Annotated in this window: 15 protein-coding genes; 13 read left to right on the forward strand and 2 right to left on the reverse strand. The window is 62.6% G+C overall.

Features of this window, described 5'->3' with window-relative positions:
• The first annotated feature begins 204 nt into the window (after window positions 1–204).
• Window positions 205–1,563 (forward strand): Na+/H+ antiporter NhaA, encoded by a 1,359-nt coding sequence (gene nhaA, locus I1969_RS03140; RefSeq protein ID WP_195232764.1) that lies wholly within the window; start codon window positions 205–207, stop codon window positions 1,561–1,563.
• 86 nt (window positions 1,564–1,649) lie between these two features.
• Here nhaA and I1969_RS03145 read toward each other — a convergent pair whose 3' ends face one another.
• A complete protein-coding gene (locus I1969_RS03145; RefSeq protein ID WP_022093864.1) occupies window positions 1,650–1,904 on the reverse strand; it encodes a hypothetical protein in 255 nt (84 codons plus the stop codon).
• A gap of 149 nt (window positions 1,905–2,053) precedes the next feature.
• Here I1969_RS03145 and I1969_RS03150 point away from each other — a divergent pair, with 149 nt between their 5' ends.
• The 7 genes from I1969_RS03150 (at window position 2,054) to I1969_RS03180 (ending at window position 9,007) form a co-directional block, all read left to right on the forward strand.
• On the forward strand, window positions 2,054–3,358 hold the full coding sequence (locus I1969_RS03150) for an aminotransferase class I/II-fold pyridoxal phosphate-dependent enzyme (protein WP_195232772.1): 1,305 nt from the start codon (window positions 2,054–2,056) through the stop codon (window positions 3,356–3,358).
• A gap of 51 nt (window positions 3,359–3,409) precedes the next feature.
• Entirely contained in the window at window positions 3,410–3,724 is a 315-nt protein-coding gene (locus tag I1969_RS03155; protein ID WP_117648351.1) for an STAS domain-containing protein, read from the forward strand.
• 153 nt (window positions 3,725–3,877) lie between these two features.
• A complete protein-coding gene (locus tag I1969_RS03160) occupies window positions 3,878–4,468 on the forward strand; it encodes a twin-arginine translocase TatA/TatE family subunit (protein WP_195232774.1) in 591 nt (196 codons plus the stop codon).
• A complete protein-coding gene (gene tatC / locus I1969_RS03165) occupies window positions 4,468–5,259 on the forward strand; it encodes a twin-arginine translocase subunit TatC (protein ID WP_195232776.1) in 792 nt (263 codons plus the stop codon). The genes I1969_RS03160 and tatC overlap by 1 nt, the downstream gene beginning before the upstream one ends.
• Window positions 5,260–5,265: 6 nt before the next feature.
• Complete coding sequence (gene hypA, locus I1969_RS03170) at window positions 5,266–5,622, forward strand: hydrogenase maturation nickel metallochaperone HypA (protein ID WP_195232778.1); 357 nt, start codon at window positions 5,266–5,268, stop codon at window positions 5,620–5,622.
• Between the two features lie 55 nt (window positions 5,623–5,677).
• The gene (hypB, locus tag I1969_RS03175) at window positions 5,678–6,361 is read left to right on the forward strand and encodes a hydrogenase nickel incorporation protein HypB (RefSeq protein ID WP_148346318.1); all 684 of its coding nucleotides are present in this window, start codon (window positions 5,678–5,680) and stop codon (window positions 6,359–6,361) included.
• 54 nt (window positions 6,362–6,415) lie between these two features.
• Window positions 6,416–9,007, forward strand: coding sequence for a DNA topoisomerase I (locus I1969_RS03180; protein WP_195232780.1), 2,592 nt, complete (start codon window positions 6,416–6,418; stop codon window positions 9,005–9,007).
• A gap of 122 nt (window positions 9,008–9,129) precedes the next feature.
• Here the strand turns inward: I1969_RS03180 and I1969_RS03185 are convergent, their stop codons facing one another.
• On the reverse strand, window positions 9,130–10,113 hold the full coding sequence (locus I1969_RS03185) for a zinc-ribbon domain-containing protein (RefSeq protein ID WP_195232782.1): 984 nt from the start codon (window positions 10,111–10,113) through the stop codon (window positions 9,130–9,132).
• Window positions 10,114–10,360: 247 nt separating this feature from the next.
• On the opposite strand from I1969_RS03185, the gene tmk reads away from it, so the two are divergent.
• From tmk to I1969_RS03210, 5 genes are all read left to right on the forward strand, one after another.
• Entirely contained in the window at window positions 10,361–11,044 is a 684-nt protein-coding gene (gene tmk, locus I1969_RS03190; protein ID WP_195232784.1) for a dTMP kinase, read from the forward strand.
• Between the two features lies 1 nt (window position 11,045).
• The gene (locus I1969_RS03195) at window positions 11,046–12,173 is read left to right on the forward strand and encodes a DNA polymerase III subunit (RefSeq protein ID WP_195232786.1); all 1,128 of its coding nucleotides are present in this window, start codon (window positions 11,046–11,048) and stop codon (window positions 12,171–12,173) included.
• Window positions 12,164–13,864 carry a PSP1 domain-containing protein gene (locus tag I1969_RS03200; protein WP_195232788.1) on the forward strand — a complete coding sequence of 567 codons (1,701 nt, stop codon included), beginning with the start codon at window positions 12,164–12,166 and terminating at the stop codon, window positions 13,862–13,864. Before I1969_RS03195 ends, I1969_RS03200 begins: the two co-directional genes overlap by 10 nt.
• Before the next feature lie 101 nt (window positions 13,865–13,965).
• Window positions 13,966–14,772, forward strand: a complete 807-nt coding sequence (locus tag I1969_RS03205; protein ID WP_195232789.1) for a ComF family protein — start codon at window positions 13,966–13,968, stop codon at window positions 14,770–14,772.
• A gap of 10 nt (window positions 14,773–14,782) precedes the next feature.
• Entirely contained in the window at window positions 14,783–15,892 is a 1,110-nt protein-coding gene (locus tag I1969_RS03210; protein WP_195232791.1) for a hypothetical protein, read from the forward strand.
• Window positions 15,893–16,040 lie beyond the last annotated feature (148 nt).

Raw genomic sequence — 16,040 nt, forward strand, 5'->3', positions numbered from 1 at the left:
CACGGCGCCGCGTCGTCTCTTGGGCAGACGTGCCCGTGCCGCTGAGAAATAATGTTCAACCTGTGGTTCCGCTTTTCGGCCACGCCTGCGTGCTTGTCGTGCAGGGTAGGCTAGATGCAAGCGTAATACGTTAGAGCGCGGCGCCGCCACTTGGGCGGGCCGTGCTTTTTTAAGACGGGAGCCTTCCCGTGAAAGGAGCCGCCCATGGCAGCAACTGAGCAGCTGTTCAACGTTCGTGAGCGCAAACGCTTTGAACGTCACGACATCTGGGAGCGCATCGCCGAGAACGGCACGATTTCCGCCGCCGTCATGGTCTTCGCCGCCATCGCCGCCGTCATTTGCGCCAATACCGATGCCTACGAGGCCATCCATCACTTTTTGGAGACCCCGCTGTATGTGGGTCTTGGCAACCTTACGGCCGGTCTCACCGTTGAGCTTTTCGTCAACGACTTCCTCATGGCGATTTTCTTTTTGTTGGTGGGCATTGAGCTTAAGTACGAGATGACGGTCGGCGAGCTCAAGAATCCGCGTCAGGCCATGCTTCCCATGCTGGCGGCCGTGGGCGGCGTCGTCGTTCCCGCCTGCATCTACCTGATCTTTAACCATGCCGGCGCCCACAACGGTTGGGCCATCCCCATGGCAACCGATATTGCCTTTGCGCTGGGCGTGCTGTCACTTTTGGGCAATCGCGTGCCCAACGGCGTGCGCGTGTTCTTCTCGACGCTCGCCATCGCCGACGACCTCATCTCCATCGCCGCCATCGCCATCTTCTACGGTCAGAGTCCCAATCCGTTTTGGCTGGGTGCCGCCGCGCTTGTGACCTGCGCGCTCGTGTGGCTCAACAAGACGCAGCATTACCGCCTTGCCCCGTACTCGGTGCTGGGTTTGCTGTTGTGGTTCTGCATGTTCAAGAGCGGCGTACATGCCACGCTTGCTGGCGTCATCTTGGCCTTTACCATTCCGGCCAAGTGCGGCGTCAAGCTCGACAGCCTCACCGATTGGCTGGGCGAGTGCCTGCCGCTGCTCGATGACCGCTACGACGACGAGGCACACATCCTGGGCCAGCATGACTTTACCGTCTCGACCACCAAGGTCGAGCGCGTCATGCACCGCGTGACCCCGCCGCTCATCCGCATGGAGCGTCTGATCTCCACGCCGGTCAACTTTGTGATTCTGCCGATCTTCGCGTTCGTCAACGCACAGGTTCGCCTGGTGGGCGTGGACATGAGCACGCTGCTCACCGACCCGGTGACGCTCGGCGTGTACTTTGGCATGCTGCTGGGCAAGCCGATCGGCATCTTTGGCATGACGTTCGCCTTGGTCAAGCTCAAAGTCTGCGAGCTGCCGCACAATGTCAACTGGCACATGATTGCCGGTGTGGGCATTTTGGGCGGCATCGGCTTTACCATGTCGATTCTCATTAGCGGTCTTGCCTTCCCGACGGCCCAGTTTGAGGTTCTGGCTGCCAAGGCCGCCATCCTTGCCGGTTCGGTCACCGCCGCCGTGCTCGGCATGATCTACATGAGCGTGGTCTGCGAGCACCCCGCGCCCAAGGACGAGTAAAAGCACATACAAGTTTGAAAACGCCGCCTGTGAACACCATCACAAGCGGCGTTTTAGTCAATGGGGACGTTCTTAAATGACTAGGTTTATTCCACCGTTCCGTAGACGGCGCCCCAGCCGTGGGCGGCCAAGGCGGAGTTGAGCTGGTCGCAAAGTGACTGGCGGTCGTAGTAGCCGGGCGGCAAAAGGTTGACGATCTCCATGAGGTCGGGCGCCAGGTCCAAGATTTCGGCCTGTACGATCAGATCCAGGCGGTCGATGGCGTGGCGGTCGTAAAACAGTCCGTCGACCAGGCGCTGCAGGTCGCCGAATTCCTCGGCCTGAAACGATCCGTACTCCATAGTGCCTCCTTGGGCGCCCCACGCCGGCATGCGCGGCGATTCGTAATTCATTGCGATGAACTTAATCTATCACGGCTTCATAACGTTGCGGCGGTGGCGGTCTATACTTAGACGAACTGCAACGTACCGCTTCGCGAAAGGTCGCACCCATGCAGACGATCTACCAGAAGATGGAAACCACCGAACTCGATGCCGCCATCGAGGCGCTCAAGGCCGAGGTCGCCGAGGTCAAGGCCAAGGGCCTGGCGCTCGACATGGCCCGCGGCAAGCCGTCGCCCTCCCAGGTGGACATCTCGCGCCCCATGCTCGATATCCTCAATGCCGATGCCGATCTGCACGACGGCAATGTCGACTGCTCCAACTACGGCTGCTTCGAGGGCATTCCCTCGGCTCGCAAGCTGGCAGGGGAGTTTTTGGGTTGCCCCGCCGAGCAGACGCTTGTGCTGGGTTCGTCGAGCCTTTTGATTGAGCATGACATCGCCGGCATGTTCTGGCGCTGTGGCTCGTGCGGCAGCGAGCCCTGGGACGCCTACGAGGCCGCGCACGACGGCAAGAAGGTCAAGTTCCTGTGCCCCGTTCCCGGCTACGATCGCCACTTTGGCATCACCGCCGATCTGGGTATCGAGAATGTCCCCGTTGCGATGACCGACAACGGCCCCGACATGGACGAGGTCGAGCGCCTGGTTGCTGCCGACGACTCCATCAAGGGTATCTGGTGCGTGCCCAAGTATTCCAACCCCACGGGCATCACCTTTAGCGAGGACACCGTGCGCCGCCTAGTCGAGATGCCCACGGCCGCGCCCGATTTTCGCATCTTCTGGGACAACGCCTACTGCGTGCACGACCTGTACGACGAGACCGACGAGCTCGCAAACATCTTTGACCTCGCTCGCACGGCGGGCACCGAGGACCGTGTGGTGGCCTTTGCCTCGACGTCCAAGATCACCTTCCCGGGCGCCGGCATCGGCTTTATTGGTGCGAGCCCCGCGGTTATCGCCGAGTTCTCCAAGCGCCTGAAGGCCGGCCTCATCAGCGCCGACAAGCTCAACCAGCTGCGTCACGTGCGCTTCCTTCCCACCATCGAGGCGGTCAAGGAGCACATGAAAAAGCATGCGGAGTTCCTGCGCCCGCGCTTTGAGGCCGTCGAGCGCAAGCTCACCGAGGGCTTGGGCGACACGGGCTGCGCCACCTGGACGCACCCCCGCGGCGGCTACTTTGTAAGCTTCGATGGTCCCGAGGGCTCGGCCCAAAAGGTCGCCGCGCTTTGCGCCGACCTGGGCGTCAAGCTCACGCCGGCCGGTGCCACCTGGCCCTATGGCAAGGACCCGCGCGACACCAACATCCGCATCGCGCCGAGCTATCCCACGGTCGAAGACCTGGAGGCCGCGCTCGATGTGCTGGTGCTGGCCGTTAAGCTTGTCGCTGCCGAGCTTGCGCGTGCCGAGCGCGCCTAACGCGCGGCTTCCCGTACTATCCGCACTTTCGATACGTAAAGGAGCGTATACATGGATTTGGGTATTTCCACCAACCCCACGCCAGAGCTCTACACCATTAAGGTGACCGGTGAGATCGATATCTCTAACGCCGATAGCCTGCGCAATGCCATCGACCTGGCGCTCGAGCAGCCCACTGAGGCCGTTGAGCTCGATTTTGCCCAGGTGAGCTACATCGATTCGACGGGCATTGGCGTGCTCGTGGGCGCCGCGCACCACGCGGCCGACCACGGCAAGCGCTTTAGCTGCACCAATGTGCAGCCCCCGGTGATGCGCGTGGTTCAGCTGTTGGGTGTCGACCAGGAGATTTCGATCACCGCTGCATAATCTTTGCCCCCAAAAGGGCGTGCCGTTTGGCATATGTTTGTGATGCGCTCGGACGTTTTGGCGTCCGGGCGCTATACTTGACCGAATGAATAGACGAGTTCCGGCCGAATGGCGCGGTGCGGGCTCGACTCACATCGAGCCTTGGAGGTATGTGTGTTTGGTATTGGAGAGGGTGAGCTCGCGATCATCGTGGTCTTCGGCTTTTTGCTGTTTGGCCCGGATAAGCTCCCGCAGATGGGCCGTACGATCGGCCGTGCCATCCGTCAGTTCCGCGAGACGCAGGAAAAGATGACGGCCGTTGTTCAGTCCGAGATTATCGATCCGGTGAGCGAGGCCGCGTCGGCCCCGGTCAAGCCCAAGAAGGCTGCTGCGACCGACGACGATTCCGATGCGGACGAGGATGCCGCCGAGACGGCAGCGCCCGCCAAGAAGGAGACCTTTGCCGAGCGTCGCGCCCGTCTTGCTGCCGAGAAGGCCGCGAGCGAGGCTGCCGCCGAGGGCGAGGGTGCTGCTGAGGAGTCCGAGGCCGAGGGTGCCGAGCCTGCCGCTGCCACCGCTGCCGCCGTCGAGCTTGAATCTGCTACAGAGCCGGAGCCCGAGCCCGAGCCGGCAGAACCCACGACGGCTGACCTCTACGCCCGTCGTCCCCGCAAGCGCAAGGCCGTCGTCGACCAGCTCGCTCGCGAGCTCGAGGCCGAGGACGACGCCGCTGCCGCCGATGCCCCGAAGGGAGGCGATGAGTAATGCCTATCGGACCTGCTCGTATGCCGCTCTTCGATCACTTGGGAGAGCTCCGTCGCCGCCTGACCATCGTGGTCGTTTCGGTGTTTGCCGCCGCCATCGTGCTGTATTTCGCCACGCCCGTGGTGCTCGACATCCTGGAAGACCCCATCCGCTCCTTTGTGCCGGACGGTAAGTTCTACATCACCACCACGCTCGGCGGTTTTGGCCTGCGCTTCTCGCTGGCCATCAAGATGGCCGTGGTCATGTGCACGCCCATGATCATCTGGCAGATCCTGGCATTTTTCCTGCCGGCACTGCGCCCCAACGAGCGCAAGTGGGTTGTGCCCACGGTGCTCGCCTCGACGGTTCTGTTCTTCCTGGGCGCCATCTTCTGCTACTTCATTATCATCCCGGCGGGCTTTGAGTGGCTCATCGGCGAGACCTCGGCTGTCGCTACGGCGCTGCCCGATCTGGAGAACTACGTCAACATGGAGCTGCTCTTTATGATCGGCTTTGGTGTGGCGTTCGAGCTGCCGCTCATCATCTTCTACCTGTCCGTCTTCCACATCGTGTCCTACGCGGCCTTCCGCAGTGCCTGGCGCTACGTGTACGTAGGCCTGCTCGTGGGTTCGGCTGTGATCACGCCCGACGGCTCGCCTGTCACCCTGGGCCTTATGTACGGCGCCCTGCTTTCGCTCTACGAGATTTCGCTCGCTATCGCGCGCGTGGTCATTACCGCGCGCGAGGGCAAGGAGGGCCTGTTCGTGAGCCGTCTGGACCTGTTCTCGGACGACGAGGGCGACGAGGAGTAAATCGGTATGCACGAGGTTGGCATTGTCAACGGCATACTCGATACAGTGATTCGCGCGGCGCGTGGGGCGGGGGCCTCGCGCGCCGTTTTGGTAACGCTGCGTATCGGGGATATGACCGAGGTCGTGCGCGAGGCGCTTGACTTTGCGTGGGAGACGTTTCGCGACGAGGACCCGCTCGCGCGCGGCTGCGAGCTTGCCGTGGAGGAAGTCCATCCACAAAGCGAGTGTCTGGACTGCGGCGAGGTTTTCGACCACGATCGCTTCCACTGTCGCTGTCCCCAGTGTGGTGGTGCCAACGTGCGCCTACTGCACGGCCGCGAGCTCGATATCGCGAGTATCGAAATCGAAACCCCCGACGATTAGCCCGCTAGCCATCTAGTGATGGGGTATAAAGGGGCCAAAGTAAGGAGCGCTAAGTATGGCCGAGAAAACGATTGATATCGCGTCGCCGATTCTGTCGCGCAACGAGCGCCTGGCAGATCAGCTGCGTCAGCGATTTAATGAGACAAATACCTATGTGATCAATGTGCTGTCGAGCCCCGGTTCGGGCAAGACCACCACGATCCTGGGCACCAACGAGCGCCTGCGCGACAAGGCTGGCCTGCGTTGTGCCGTCATCGAGGGCGATATCGCCTCGGACGTCGACGCCATCACCATGAAGGAAGCCGGCATGCCCGCCATCCAGATCAACACGGGCGGCCTGTGCCACCTCGAGGGCAACATGATCATGGAGGCCGTTGACGCGTTCGACCAAGCTGTCGGCCTGGAGAATATCGACGTCATCTTTATCGAAAACGTGGGCAACCTGGTCTGTCCGGTCGACTTTGACCTGGGCGAGAACCTGTCCATCATGATTCTTTCGGTGCCCGAGGGCGACGACAAGCCCGTCAAGTACCCGGGCATCTTCCAGCACGCCGGTGCGCAGCTGCTCAATAAGGTCGACGTGGCCCCGGCTTTCGATTTTGACATGGATAGGTATACTAAGACACTCGATGACCTCAATCCGCAGGCGCCGCGGTTTGCCGTGAGCGCTCGCAAGGGCGAGGGCATGGATGCCTGGTGCGATTGGCTCATCGGGCAGATTGAGCAAGCAAGGGCGTAAGTCGGCCGCCATACGGGCGGGCGTAGCCGCAGGGATACGAGATAGGAGCCTCTTTTGAAGCTCATCATCGCCGAGAAAAACGACGCCGCGCGTCAGATCGCCGAGCGTCTGTCCACGGGCAAACCCAAAAAGGACAAGGTGTACAACACCGCCATCTACCGTTTTGAGTGGAAGGGCGAGGAGTGCGTGACCATCGGCCTTGCCGGTCACATCCTGGCGCCCGATTTTTGTGACAGCGTGCTGTTCGATAAAAAGCTGGGCTGGTATTCGGTCACGGAGGACGGCGAAATGCTGCCGGCCGACATGCCCGATGGCTTGGCCCGCCCGCCGTACGACACCAAGCGCAAGCCGTTTCTTGCCGACGGTATCTCCATCAAGGGCTGGAAGCTCGAGAGCCTGCCCTATCTCACCTGGGCGCCCGTCATTAAGTTGCCGGCCGAGAAAGAACTCATTCGTTCGCTCAAGAACCTCGCTAAAAAGTCCGACAGCGTCATCATCGCCACGGACTTCGATCGCGAGGGTGAGCTGATCGGTTCGGACGCTCTCAACAAGGTGCGCGAGGTCGCGCCGGACTTGCCGGTCGCCCGCGCCCAGTATTCTTCATTTACCAAGGCCGAGATTACGCAGGCCTTCGATAATCTTGTCTCGCTCGACCAGAATCTGGCCGACGCCGGCGAGAGCCGCCAGCACATCGACCTCATTTGGGGCGCGGTGCTCACGCGCTACCTGACGCTCGCCAAGTTTGGCGGCTTTGGCAACGTGCGCTCCGCCGGCCGCGTGCAGACGCCGACGCTCGCCCTGGTGGTCGAGCGCGAACGCGAACGCATGGCGTTTGTGCCCGAGGACTATTGGCAGATTCGCGGCATGGGTGCCGCTCAGGGTGCTGCCGAGGATGACCGCTTTAAGATTGCGCACAAGACGACACGTTTTACCGACAAAGATGCTGCCGAGACGGCGTACGGCCACGTCGACGGCGCTACGACGGCAACCGTCGCCGCGGTGACCAAGCGCTCCCGCAAGCAGCAGCCGCCCACGCCGTTTGCGACGACCTCGCTGCAGGCTGCCGCCGCGGCCGAGGGCATCTCACCTGCACGTACCATGCGCATCGCCGAGTCCCTCTACATGGCGGGCCTTATCAGCTATCCGCGTGTCGACAACACCGTGTACCCTGCGACGCTCGATCTGGGCGCCGTGGTGAGCGACCTGGCAAAGATCAACCCGGCGCTGGCGCCCGTGTGCAAAAAGGTACTCGCCGGCCCCATGAAGCCCACGCGCGGCAAAGTCGAGACCACCGACCACCCGCCCATCTACCCCACGGGCGAAGGCGATCCGTCCACGCTCGATGGCGGCCAGCGCAAGCTCTACGACCTCATCGCCCGCCGCTTCCTGGCGACGCTTATGGGTCCCGCGACCATCGAGAATACCAAGCTCGAGCTCGACGTGAACGGTGAGCCGTTCGTGGCTTCGGGCGATGTGCTCGTGACCCCGGGTTTCCGCGAGGCGTACCCGTACGGACTCAAGCGCGACGAGCAGATGCCGCCGCTGGAGCAGGGCGACACGGTCGACGTGTTCGACATTAAGCTTGAGGCCAAGCAGACCGAGCCGCCCGCGCGCTACAGCCAGGGCAAGCTCGTGCAGGAGATGGAAAAGCGCGGCCTGGGCACCAAGTCCACGCGCGCGAGCATCATCGAGCGCCTGTACGCCGTGCGCTACCTCAAAAACGATCCCGTTGAGCCGAGCCAGCTGGGCATCGCCATCATCGACGCGCTGACGCAGTTTGCCCCGCGCATCACGAGCCCCGATATGACCAGCGAGCTCGACGGCGACATGACTCGCGTCGAGCGCGGCGAGGACACCGAAGAGCATGTCGTGACGCACTCGCGTGCGCTGCTGGCCGGCGTGCTCGACGAGCTGCTCAAGCATACGCAGGAGCTCGGCGACGCCATCAGCGACGCCGTCACGGCCGATGCGCGCGTGGGCACCTGCCCCAAGTGCGGCAAGGACCTGGTTATGAAGACGAGCGCCAAGACCCGCGGCAGCTTCATTGGCTGCATGGGCTGGCCCGACTGCGACGTGACCTATCCGGTGCCGAGCGGCGTCAAGGTGAGCCCGCTCGAGGGCGAGGCCGCCGTGTGCCCCGAGTGCGGTGCGCCGCGCATCAAGTGTCAGCCGTTCCGCCAGAAGGCTTTCGAGATTTGCGTGAACCCGACGTGCCCCACCAACTACGAGCCCGACCTTAAAGTGGGCGAGTGCAAGGTGTGTGCCGAGGCCGGACGCCATGGCGACCTGATCGCGCACAAGAGCGAGAAGAGCGGCAAGCGCTTTATCCGCTGCACCAACTACGATGACTGCGGCGTGAGCTATCCGCTGCCGGCGCGTGGCAAGCTCGAGGCGACGGGCGAGACCTGTCCCGAGTGCGGCGCCCCCATCGTGGTGGTCAACACGGCGCGCGGTCCGTGGCGTATCTGCGTCAACATGGACTGCCCGACCAAGGAGAAGAAGCCCGCCCGCGGCCGCAAGACTACGACCAAGGCGAGCACGGCCAAGAAGACGACGGCGGCAAAGAAGACTGCTGCCAAGAAGTCGACTGCCAAGAAGACTGCCGCGAAAAAGACGACCACCAAGAAGGCGGCCGCCGACAAGTAGCGGCGCAGCCGAAACATAGCCCAAAACAAAAACGAGCGAGGGTCCCATGATCCTCGCTCGTTTTTTGCGTAGTCATTGGGGACGTTCTTGAATGACTAGTCGTTTAAGACCGTCGCATGCGACTAGTTCACTTCGACGGGTTTGGCGCCGGGATAGCGCTCCTCAAAGTCTAGGCGATACTTATTGTCATTGGTGCCCGCCACGTTGTCGCGCGACAGCGGCGCCACGATCTCATTCTTGTGGTCCGCAGGCTTGGCGTATTTCAGGCTGATCTCCCAGGCATCACAGATTGCGTCAATGCGGTGATCCAGGTCGTCGTACAGGGCAACGATGTCTTTCCAGGAGCTGTAGTTCTTGGAGCTCGTCGGGACGTCTAGGTCCTCGACGATGTCGTAATACTGCTCGATGGTGTCCTCCGTGCGCTCGGCGACGTCGGCGAGATTTTGACGGGTGGTTCGATCCTCTTCCAGATAGCTGCCGTTGAAGTTCTGTGCGCAGCCACGGACGTAGTTGTCGAGGTCTTCGAGCAAGTCGTAGTATTCGCTCAGTCGGCGGTAGAGGTTCTGCTCGGAGAGCGTTGCTTCGCCGCCATCCTCGTCGTCATCGTCATCATCGTCGTACAGGCTGTTGGGGTCGCCGAGAGGCCTTAGGTCATCGTCGTCGACGTCATGGTGCAGCTTAGCTACCTCGGCAGTCGTCTGCGTGGCGGCGTTGTCGAAAGGCTTGATCACAAAGAAAACGACCAGGGCGATGATGATCGCCACCAGCACAACGATAACGGCGATAAGCGGCCCGGTGCCGCTCTTTTTGGGAGCGGGGGTCTGTGGCGAAGCGGGCGCGTATGCGGGAGCCGGCTGCTGTTGGGGCGAGCCGCTCGCGACGGGTATGCGCTGCGTGGTCTCGACGGCCGCGGGGCCTGCGGCGAGGTCGGGGCGATAGGCGAGGGGGTCGTCCGCCTTGGCTTGCGGCGTATCGAGGGAACCGGTCTGCTCAAAAGCGGGCTGGCTATCGCTCGCGGTTGTTTGCTCAACGGGTGCACCGCACGAGGTGCAGAACTTGGCATTATCTGCAAGAAGCTTGCCGCACGAGGCGCAATACCGAGACATTGCCACTCCTTTCGCCACATTTCAATGCAATACGACGATTATACCCAGCGTCCAAAATTCCCCATCATAAGTTGCGGTGAAATAGGGACTGTTTGGCGGTCTCAGAGCTTCAATCAGTCCCTATTTCACCGCAACTTCGGGGATGCCTCGATGGCTAGGTTGGATTTGGGACGCGCCTGCCCCTGGGGTATCATGGCTTGGTTGCTATAACTCGCATTTACGCGCCTTGTAGGAAGGGGCTGCGCCCATGGCTTTTGAGCCCGCTCAACATAGCTTCATTACGCTCGAGGGTGTCGATGGCGCCGGTAAATCTACGCAGGCGCGCCTGCTTGCCCGTGCGCTCGACCTTGCCGGCTACCAGGTTGTGACCCTGCGCGAGCCGGGCGGTACCGCCATCAGCGAAAAGATCCGTGCTCTGCTGCTCGACCCCGCCAATACGGCGATGGGCGACACCTGCGAGTTGTTGCTCTACGAGGCCGCGCGCGCCCAGTTGGTGCACGAGGTCATCGCGCCTGCCCTTGCTGCCGGCAAGGTGGTTCTGTGCGACCGCTTCTACGATTCCACAACTTGCTATCAGGCGTTTGCCGATGGCCTCGATCGCCAGATAGTACGCGATGCCAACAACCTGGCCGTCGCGGGGACGCACCCGGCGCTCACGCTCGTCTATCACATCACGCCCGAGCAGGCGGCGCTGCGCATGGCAGCCCGTGGCGCGGCAGATCGCATGGAGGCTAAGGGCATGGCCTTCCAAGAGCGTGTCTACCAGGGATTTTGCGCCATCGCCGCCGAGGAACCAAACCGCGTAAAGCTCATCGACGCGACCGCGTCCACCGAGGACGTATTCGCACAGACGGTCGAGCAGGTTCGCGCCTACGGCCTCGACATTTCCCAGGATGCCGTCGCCGCCGCGCTTGCCAAGGAGGCCGAGTAACATGGCCCCCGCTCAGGCAAGCCTGCTGGTCAAGCTTGACACTCAGGAACGCGTGCGCGACTTTTTGACCAATGCCGTCGCCAGCGGTCGTGCATCGCACGCCTACCTGTTTTTGGGCGCGCCCGGCGCGGGCAAGCTCGACGCCGCGTGGGCGCTCGCCCAAGCCTTCCTGTGCGAGCAGGATGGCTGCGGCTCATGCGATAGCTGCGTGCGCGTCGCCCGCCATACGCACCCCGACGTGCACTATTACACGCCCGAGAGCGCCACGGGCTACCTCATCGCCCAGACGCGCGAGCTACTCGACGACGTACCCCTGGCGCCCATCCGCGCCAAGGCCAAGGTCTACATCATTGACCGTGCCGAGCAGCTGCGCGCCAACAGCGCCAACGCACTGCTCAAAACACTCGAGGAGCCGCCCGAGGGCGTTATGTTTATCTTGCTGGGCACCTCGGCAGACGTGATGTTGCCCACCATCGTGAGCCGCTGCCAGTGCGTGCCGTTTCGGCTGGTATCGCCCGCCGTCGCCGCGCAGGCCGTGAGCCGCGCCACCGGTCAGGACCCTGCGCGTTGCCGCATGGCCGTCGCCGTAGCGGGAAGCCCCACGCGTGGTATCGAGTTCCTCAAGAGCGCCGAGCGCCAGGACGCCCGCCGTCAGATGGTTCGCGCCATCGATTCGCTTATCGCCGCCGACGAGGCCGACGTGCTCAGCCGCGCCAAGTCACTCATCGTCGCCGTTAAGGCGCCGCTCGCCGAGGTCAAGTCCACGCAGGAAAAGGTGCTCGAGCAAAACGCCGATTACCTGTCGCGTGGAGCATTGAAGCAGCTTGAGGACCGCAACAAGCGTGAACTCAACGCGCGCGAGCGTTCGGGTATCATGGAAGCGCTGGCGAGCGCGCGGACGCTCATGCGCGACGTGCTGCTGACGCTTCAGGACGAGGCAGCCGACGTGGTGAACGAAGACGCGTGCGACACGATCGGGCGGCTTGCCGCCGCGACCAATGTTGCGGGTGCCACACGGGCGCTCGAGGCAGTCGCGACCGCCGAGCGCAACATCGCCAGAAACGTTACTCCCCAGCTGGCCATCGAGGTCATGCTGTTCGATATCAGGAAGGCACTGAAATGCCGTTAGTCGTACCCGTTAAGTTTACCTACGCCTCGCGCGACCTGTGGTTCGACCCGCAGGATCTGGATATCCTCGAGGCCGATTATGCCATTTGTTCCACCGAGCGCGGAACCGAGATCGGCCTGGTCACGGCCGATCCCTTCGAGGTGCCGCAAGACGAGATCGGTCAGCCGCTCAAGCCCGTGCTGCGCGTGGCGAGCGACATCGACCTGCAGCTTGCCGACGACCTGGCCATCCAGGGCGACGAAGCCATGGTCGACTTCCGCCGTCTGGTCAAAGAGCTCGACCTCGAGATGAAGCCGGTGGGCGTCGAGTACCTGTTTGGCGGCGAGAAGGCCGTGTTCTACTTTGCGGCCGAGGAGCGCGTCGATTTTCGCCAGCTCGTCAAGGATCTGTCCTCGACGCTGCACATTCGCGTCGACATGCGCCAGATCGGCGTGCGCGACGAGACCCGCCTGGTGGGTGGCTATGCCCAATGCGGGCAGGAGCTCTGCTGCACGCGCTTTGGCGGACAGTTTGAGCCCGTCTCGATTCGCATGGCAAAAGAGCAAGACCTGCCGCTCAATTCCTCCAAGATCAGCGGCGTGTGCGGTCGTCTGATGTGCTGCCTGCGCTACGAGTTCGAAGCCTACAAGGACTTTAAGAGCCGTGCGCCCAAAAAGAAGACGCTCATCGATACGCCGCTTGGCAAGGCGCGTATCCAGGAGTATGACACGCCGCGTGAGCAGCTGGTGCTGCGCCTGGAGAACGGCAAAGTCTTTAAGGTCAACCTGGCCGATATGACGTGCTCGGAGGGCTGCAAAAAGAAGGCCGCCGAGCAGGGCTGCAACTGCCGCCCCGACTGCGTGACGCGCGACGTGCTCGAGCGCATTGAGTCGCCCGAGATGCGTCTGGCGCTCATGGAGCTCGATCGCGAAAACGGCGTCGATGTGGGCGATGGCCTGTCGAGTGCCGACCGTCTGGCCGGTACGTCGATGCCCAAGCGCCGTCGTCGCGATGCCGAATCCGATGCTCGCGCCGGTCAGGGCCAGGGCGAGGGCCGTGGCCGCGGAAAGGGCCGCGGTAAGGTCGAGGCACCCGAGGCCGAGGAGGCCGCCGGTGGCCGTCGTCGTCGCAAGCGCTCGGGTTCGGGCGATGCCGGCGAGGCCGCTCCCGCAGGCAAGAACGCTTCCCGCGAGCGCGAGGCTCAGCAGCCCCAGCAGCAGAATCGCGGCGGTGGCATGAACCCCACACGTCGCCGCCGCCGTCATCTGTCGAGCGAGGAGCGCGAGGACGCCTTCCGCGCCGCAGCCGCTCGCGAGGCTGGTACCGCCCCCAAGGGTGGTTCGGGTTCCGATGCGCCTGCCGACAAGGGTGGCAAGTCACGTGGCGAGGAGGAGCGCGCGCCGCGTCCGCGCCGTCGCCATTCCTCGGGCGCGCAACAGAAGCCCTCAGTGCCCTCCGTGGCCGATCAGGTCTCGGATGGCGAGGTCAAGGTCACGCGCCGTCGTCCCGGGGATGGCGGGGGAGCGGCTGCCAAGGCTTCGCGTGGCGCCGCTCGCGACGAGCGCGAGCCGCGCGAGGATCGCGGTGGCGAGGGCTCGGCCGACCAGGGTCAAAAGCGCCGTCGCCGTCGTCGTTCCCGCAAGCCGCGCCAGGATGGTGGCGAGGGCTCGACCCCGTCTTCGTCCGCACCACAACCGCCCGCCGGCGAATAACGTCCGTAAGCGGATGTAACCCGCCTGACCCCAGCACCTTTGGGTATCATGGTTCTACACCGACAACCCTCCCTTCGCCTTCGCGTAGGGAGGGTTGTGTCATGAAGAGACATCTGAACGTATTGACTCGCTTGCAGGGGGCAGGCGTCCTACCGTTTGCGGACGAATTGCTACCGTTTGCCGAGCGCGCGACGTACGAGGCGCTCGAGGCGTTGTCGCCCACGCGATGCGCTGGCTGCGAGCGTTCCGGTGCGTTGATCTGCCAGGATTGTCTGGCATCGCTCGCGCTCATCGATCCGTGCCATAGCTGCATCCGATGTGGCGCCCCGTTTGGGGATTTGCTGTGCACCGAGTGTTCGGTCGAGGGCACGTCTTCGGCAATGGCCGAGGCGCTCGATCGCTGCCTGGCGTGTGCCGTCTACGCACATCCGCTGCCGCGCATCATCAGGGCGTACAAGGATGCGGGCGAGCGCCGCCTGGCACCGTATCTGGCGGAGCTACTCTACGACACTGCCTTGCATGCCCAGGCGGCAGCCCCCGATCGCTTAGGCGGTGTGCTGTCCGGCGCCGACGCGGTGGTATTTGTGCCCGCGACTGCGGCGGCGTTTCGGCGGCGTGGGTTCGACCATATGGAAGCAATCGCGCGTTCGTTTTGCGATCTTTCGGGCGTGCCGCTGCTCGACGCCCTCGTTAAGTACGGCCATGGTGACCAGCGCGAGCTCGGTCGCGATGAGCGCCGGGAACACGCTCGGGGTATGTACGAGACGGTCGAGGATGTGCGCGGCCGCCGCCTGCTGCTCGTCGACGATGTCATTACCACGGGCGCGACCATGGCAGCGGCCTCGGCGGAGCTCAAGCGTGCCGGCGCCGCGGCAGTCGATGGTCTCGCTATCGCACGCGTTTGGTAGGGGTGGTTTTGTGGCAGTGAAGATTGAGCGGCGCAACGAGCCGACAAGCGAACAGCTAGCGGCTTCCGTAATCCTAACAGGCGCCTCGGCGCTACGCATGATGCGCTCCGAGCGCCGGCAGATGGGCTACATAAGCTGGAGGGACCTTGATCCCGATGAAGAGCGCCATGTGCTGCGCACGTCGTCGCCCTCGACCGAGGACATCTATCTTCCCGACTTGGTGCGGATTGGGGCCGCAAGCGGCGAGGTGCAAGAAGATCTTTGCTTGCTGGTGGGATCTGCGGCGCAGCGCCGCCGCATGCCTAGCGTGGGCTGGTCCGTATGCTCCGGGTTGCCCGTCGGCTCGATTCTAGAGGCGGAACCGGGGGTGTACAGTCTATCTCCCGAGGCCCTTTGTGTTGCCGTTGCGCGCGAGGTCGGCTGCATCCAGGCATTTGCCCTGGCTCAGGAGCTGTGCTCTAAGATTTCGCTGAGTGACCGCGGGAAGTATCTGCCTCCCTACACCTCGCCCGTTACGAATAAGCTTGCAAAGGACAAGGACCAGCCAGCAGACGTGGGCTACTTTGAGGTTGAGCCGGTGCTGACGCCCGATCGTCTGGCAGATTACCTCGCGGTATGCAAGGGGAATGCGGCCAAAAAACTGCAGCGTCTGTGTCCCTACTTGTCAGAAAACTTGCGCTCGCCCATGGAGTGCATCATGCTCGCTCTGTTTTCGCTTCCGTTTTCCTATGGCGGATTTGCCTGCGGTCCCTTTAAGACCGACTACAAGATTGAGTTCGATGACCGCGCGCAGGCAATCTCGGGGATGCCGCATGCAGTTTGCGATGCGTATCAGGAAGCAGCCCGGTTTGACCTGGAATACAACGGTGAGCTGGGTCATTCCTCCCGGAGGGGACGTATCCATGATGAAAAGCGCAACACGGGCTTGATTACTATGGGAATCGAGGTCGCGACGGTCAACAACGAAATGCTCTGTGACATGGAAGCGATGGAAGCGCTCGCATGGCGCATCCACCAGCGCATGAGTAAGCGATATCAGAATCGCGTAGAGGCTCGTCGAAAGAGGCAAGATGCTCTGCTGAATACGCTCCGAGCGTGCTTTGGGCTCAAACCAGCGTAAAACTATGGCTTTATAGGGGGTCTGTTTATATGCTCTGTGCAAAAAACGGCAAATATGAGTACTGTTACTAGATTAGTGACAGCAAAAACAAAGAAACTTGGGCCGATAATCTGGATTCAGCGAAGAGATAATAAACGAATGTGGAATA

It is taken from the genome of Collinsella aerofaciens (assembly GCF_015548375.1).
Lineage (GTDB): Bacteria > Actinomycetota > Coriobacteriia > Coriobacteriales > Coriobacteriaceae > Collinsella > Collinsella aerofaciens_AB.

What these genes read in the sequence shown, in the direction of transcription:
- nhaA (WP_195232764.1), top strand. Translation starts at nt 205, where the DNA reads ATGGCAGCAACTGAGCAGCTGTTCAACGTTCGTGAGCGCAAACGCTTT.
- I1969_RS03145 (WP_022093864.1), bottom strand. Translation starts at nt 1,904, where the DNA reads ATGGAGTACGGATCGTTTCAGGCCGAGGAATTCGGCGACCTGCAGCGC.
- I1969_RS03150 (WP_195232772.1), top strand. Translation starts at nt 2,054, where the DNA reads ATGCAGACGATCTACCAGAAGATGGAAACCACCGAACTCGATGCCGCC.
- I1969_RS03155 (WP_117648351.1), top strand. Translation starts at nt 3,410, where the DNA reads ATGGATTTGGGTATTTCCACCAACCCCACGCCAGAGCTCTACACCATT.
- tatC (WP_195232776.1), top strand. Translation starts at nt 4,468, where the DNA reads ATGCCTATCGGACCTGCTCGTATGCCGCTCTTCGATCACTTGGGAGAG.
- hypA (WP_195232778.1), top strand. Translation starts at nt 5,266, where the DNA reads ATGCACGAGGTTGGCATTGTCAACGGCATACTCGATACAGTGATTCGC.
- hypB (WP_148346318.1), top strand. Translation starts at nt 5,678, where the DNA reads ATGGCCGAGAAAACGATTGATATCGCGTCGCCGATTCTGTCGCGCAAC.
- I1969_RS03185 (WP_195232782.1), bottom strand. Translation starts at nt 10,113, where the DNA reads ATGTCTCGGTATTGCGCCTCGTGCGGCAAGCTTCTTGCAGATAATGCC.
- tmk (WP_195232784.1), top strand. Translation starts at nt 10,361, where the DNA reads ATGGCTTTTGAGCCCGCTCAACATAGCTTCATTACGCTCGAGGGTGTC.
- I1969_RS03195 (WP_195232786.1), top strand. Translation starts at nt 11,046, where the DNA reads ATGGCCCCCGCTCAGGCAAGCCTGCTGGTCAAGCTTGACACTCAGGAA.
- I1969_RS03200 (WP_195232788.1), top strand. Translation starts at nt 12,164, where the DNA reads ATGCCGTTAGTCGTACCCGTTAAGTTTACCTACGCCTCGCGCGACCTG.
- I1969_RS03205 (WP_195232789.1), top strand. Translation starts at nt 13,966, where the DNA reads ATGAAGAGACATCTGAACGTATTGACTCGCTTGCAGGGGGCAGGCGTC.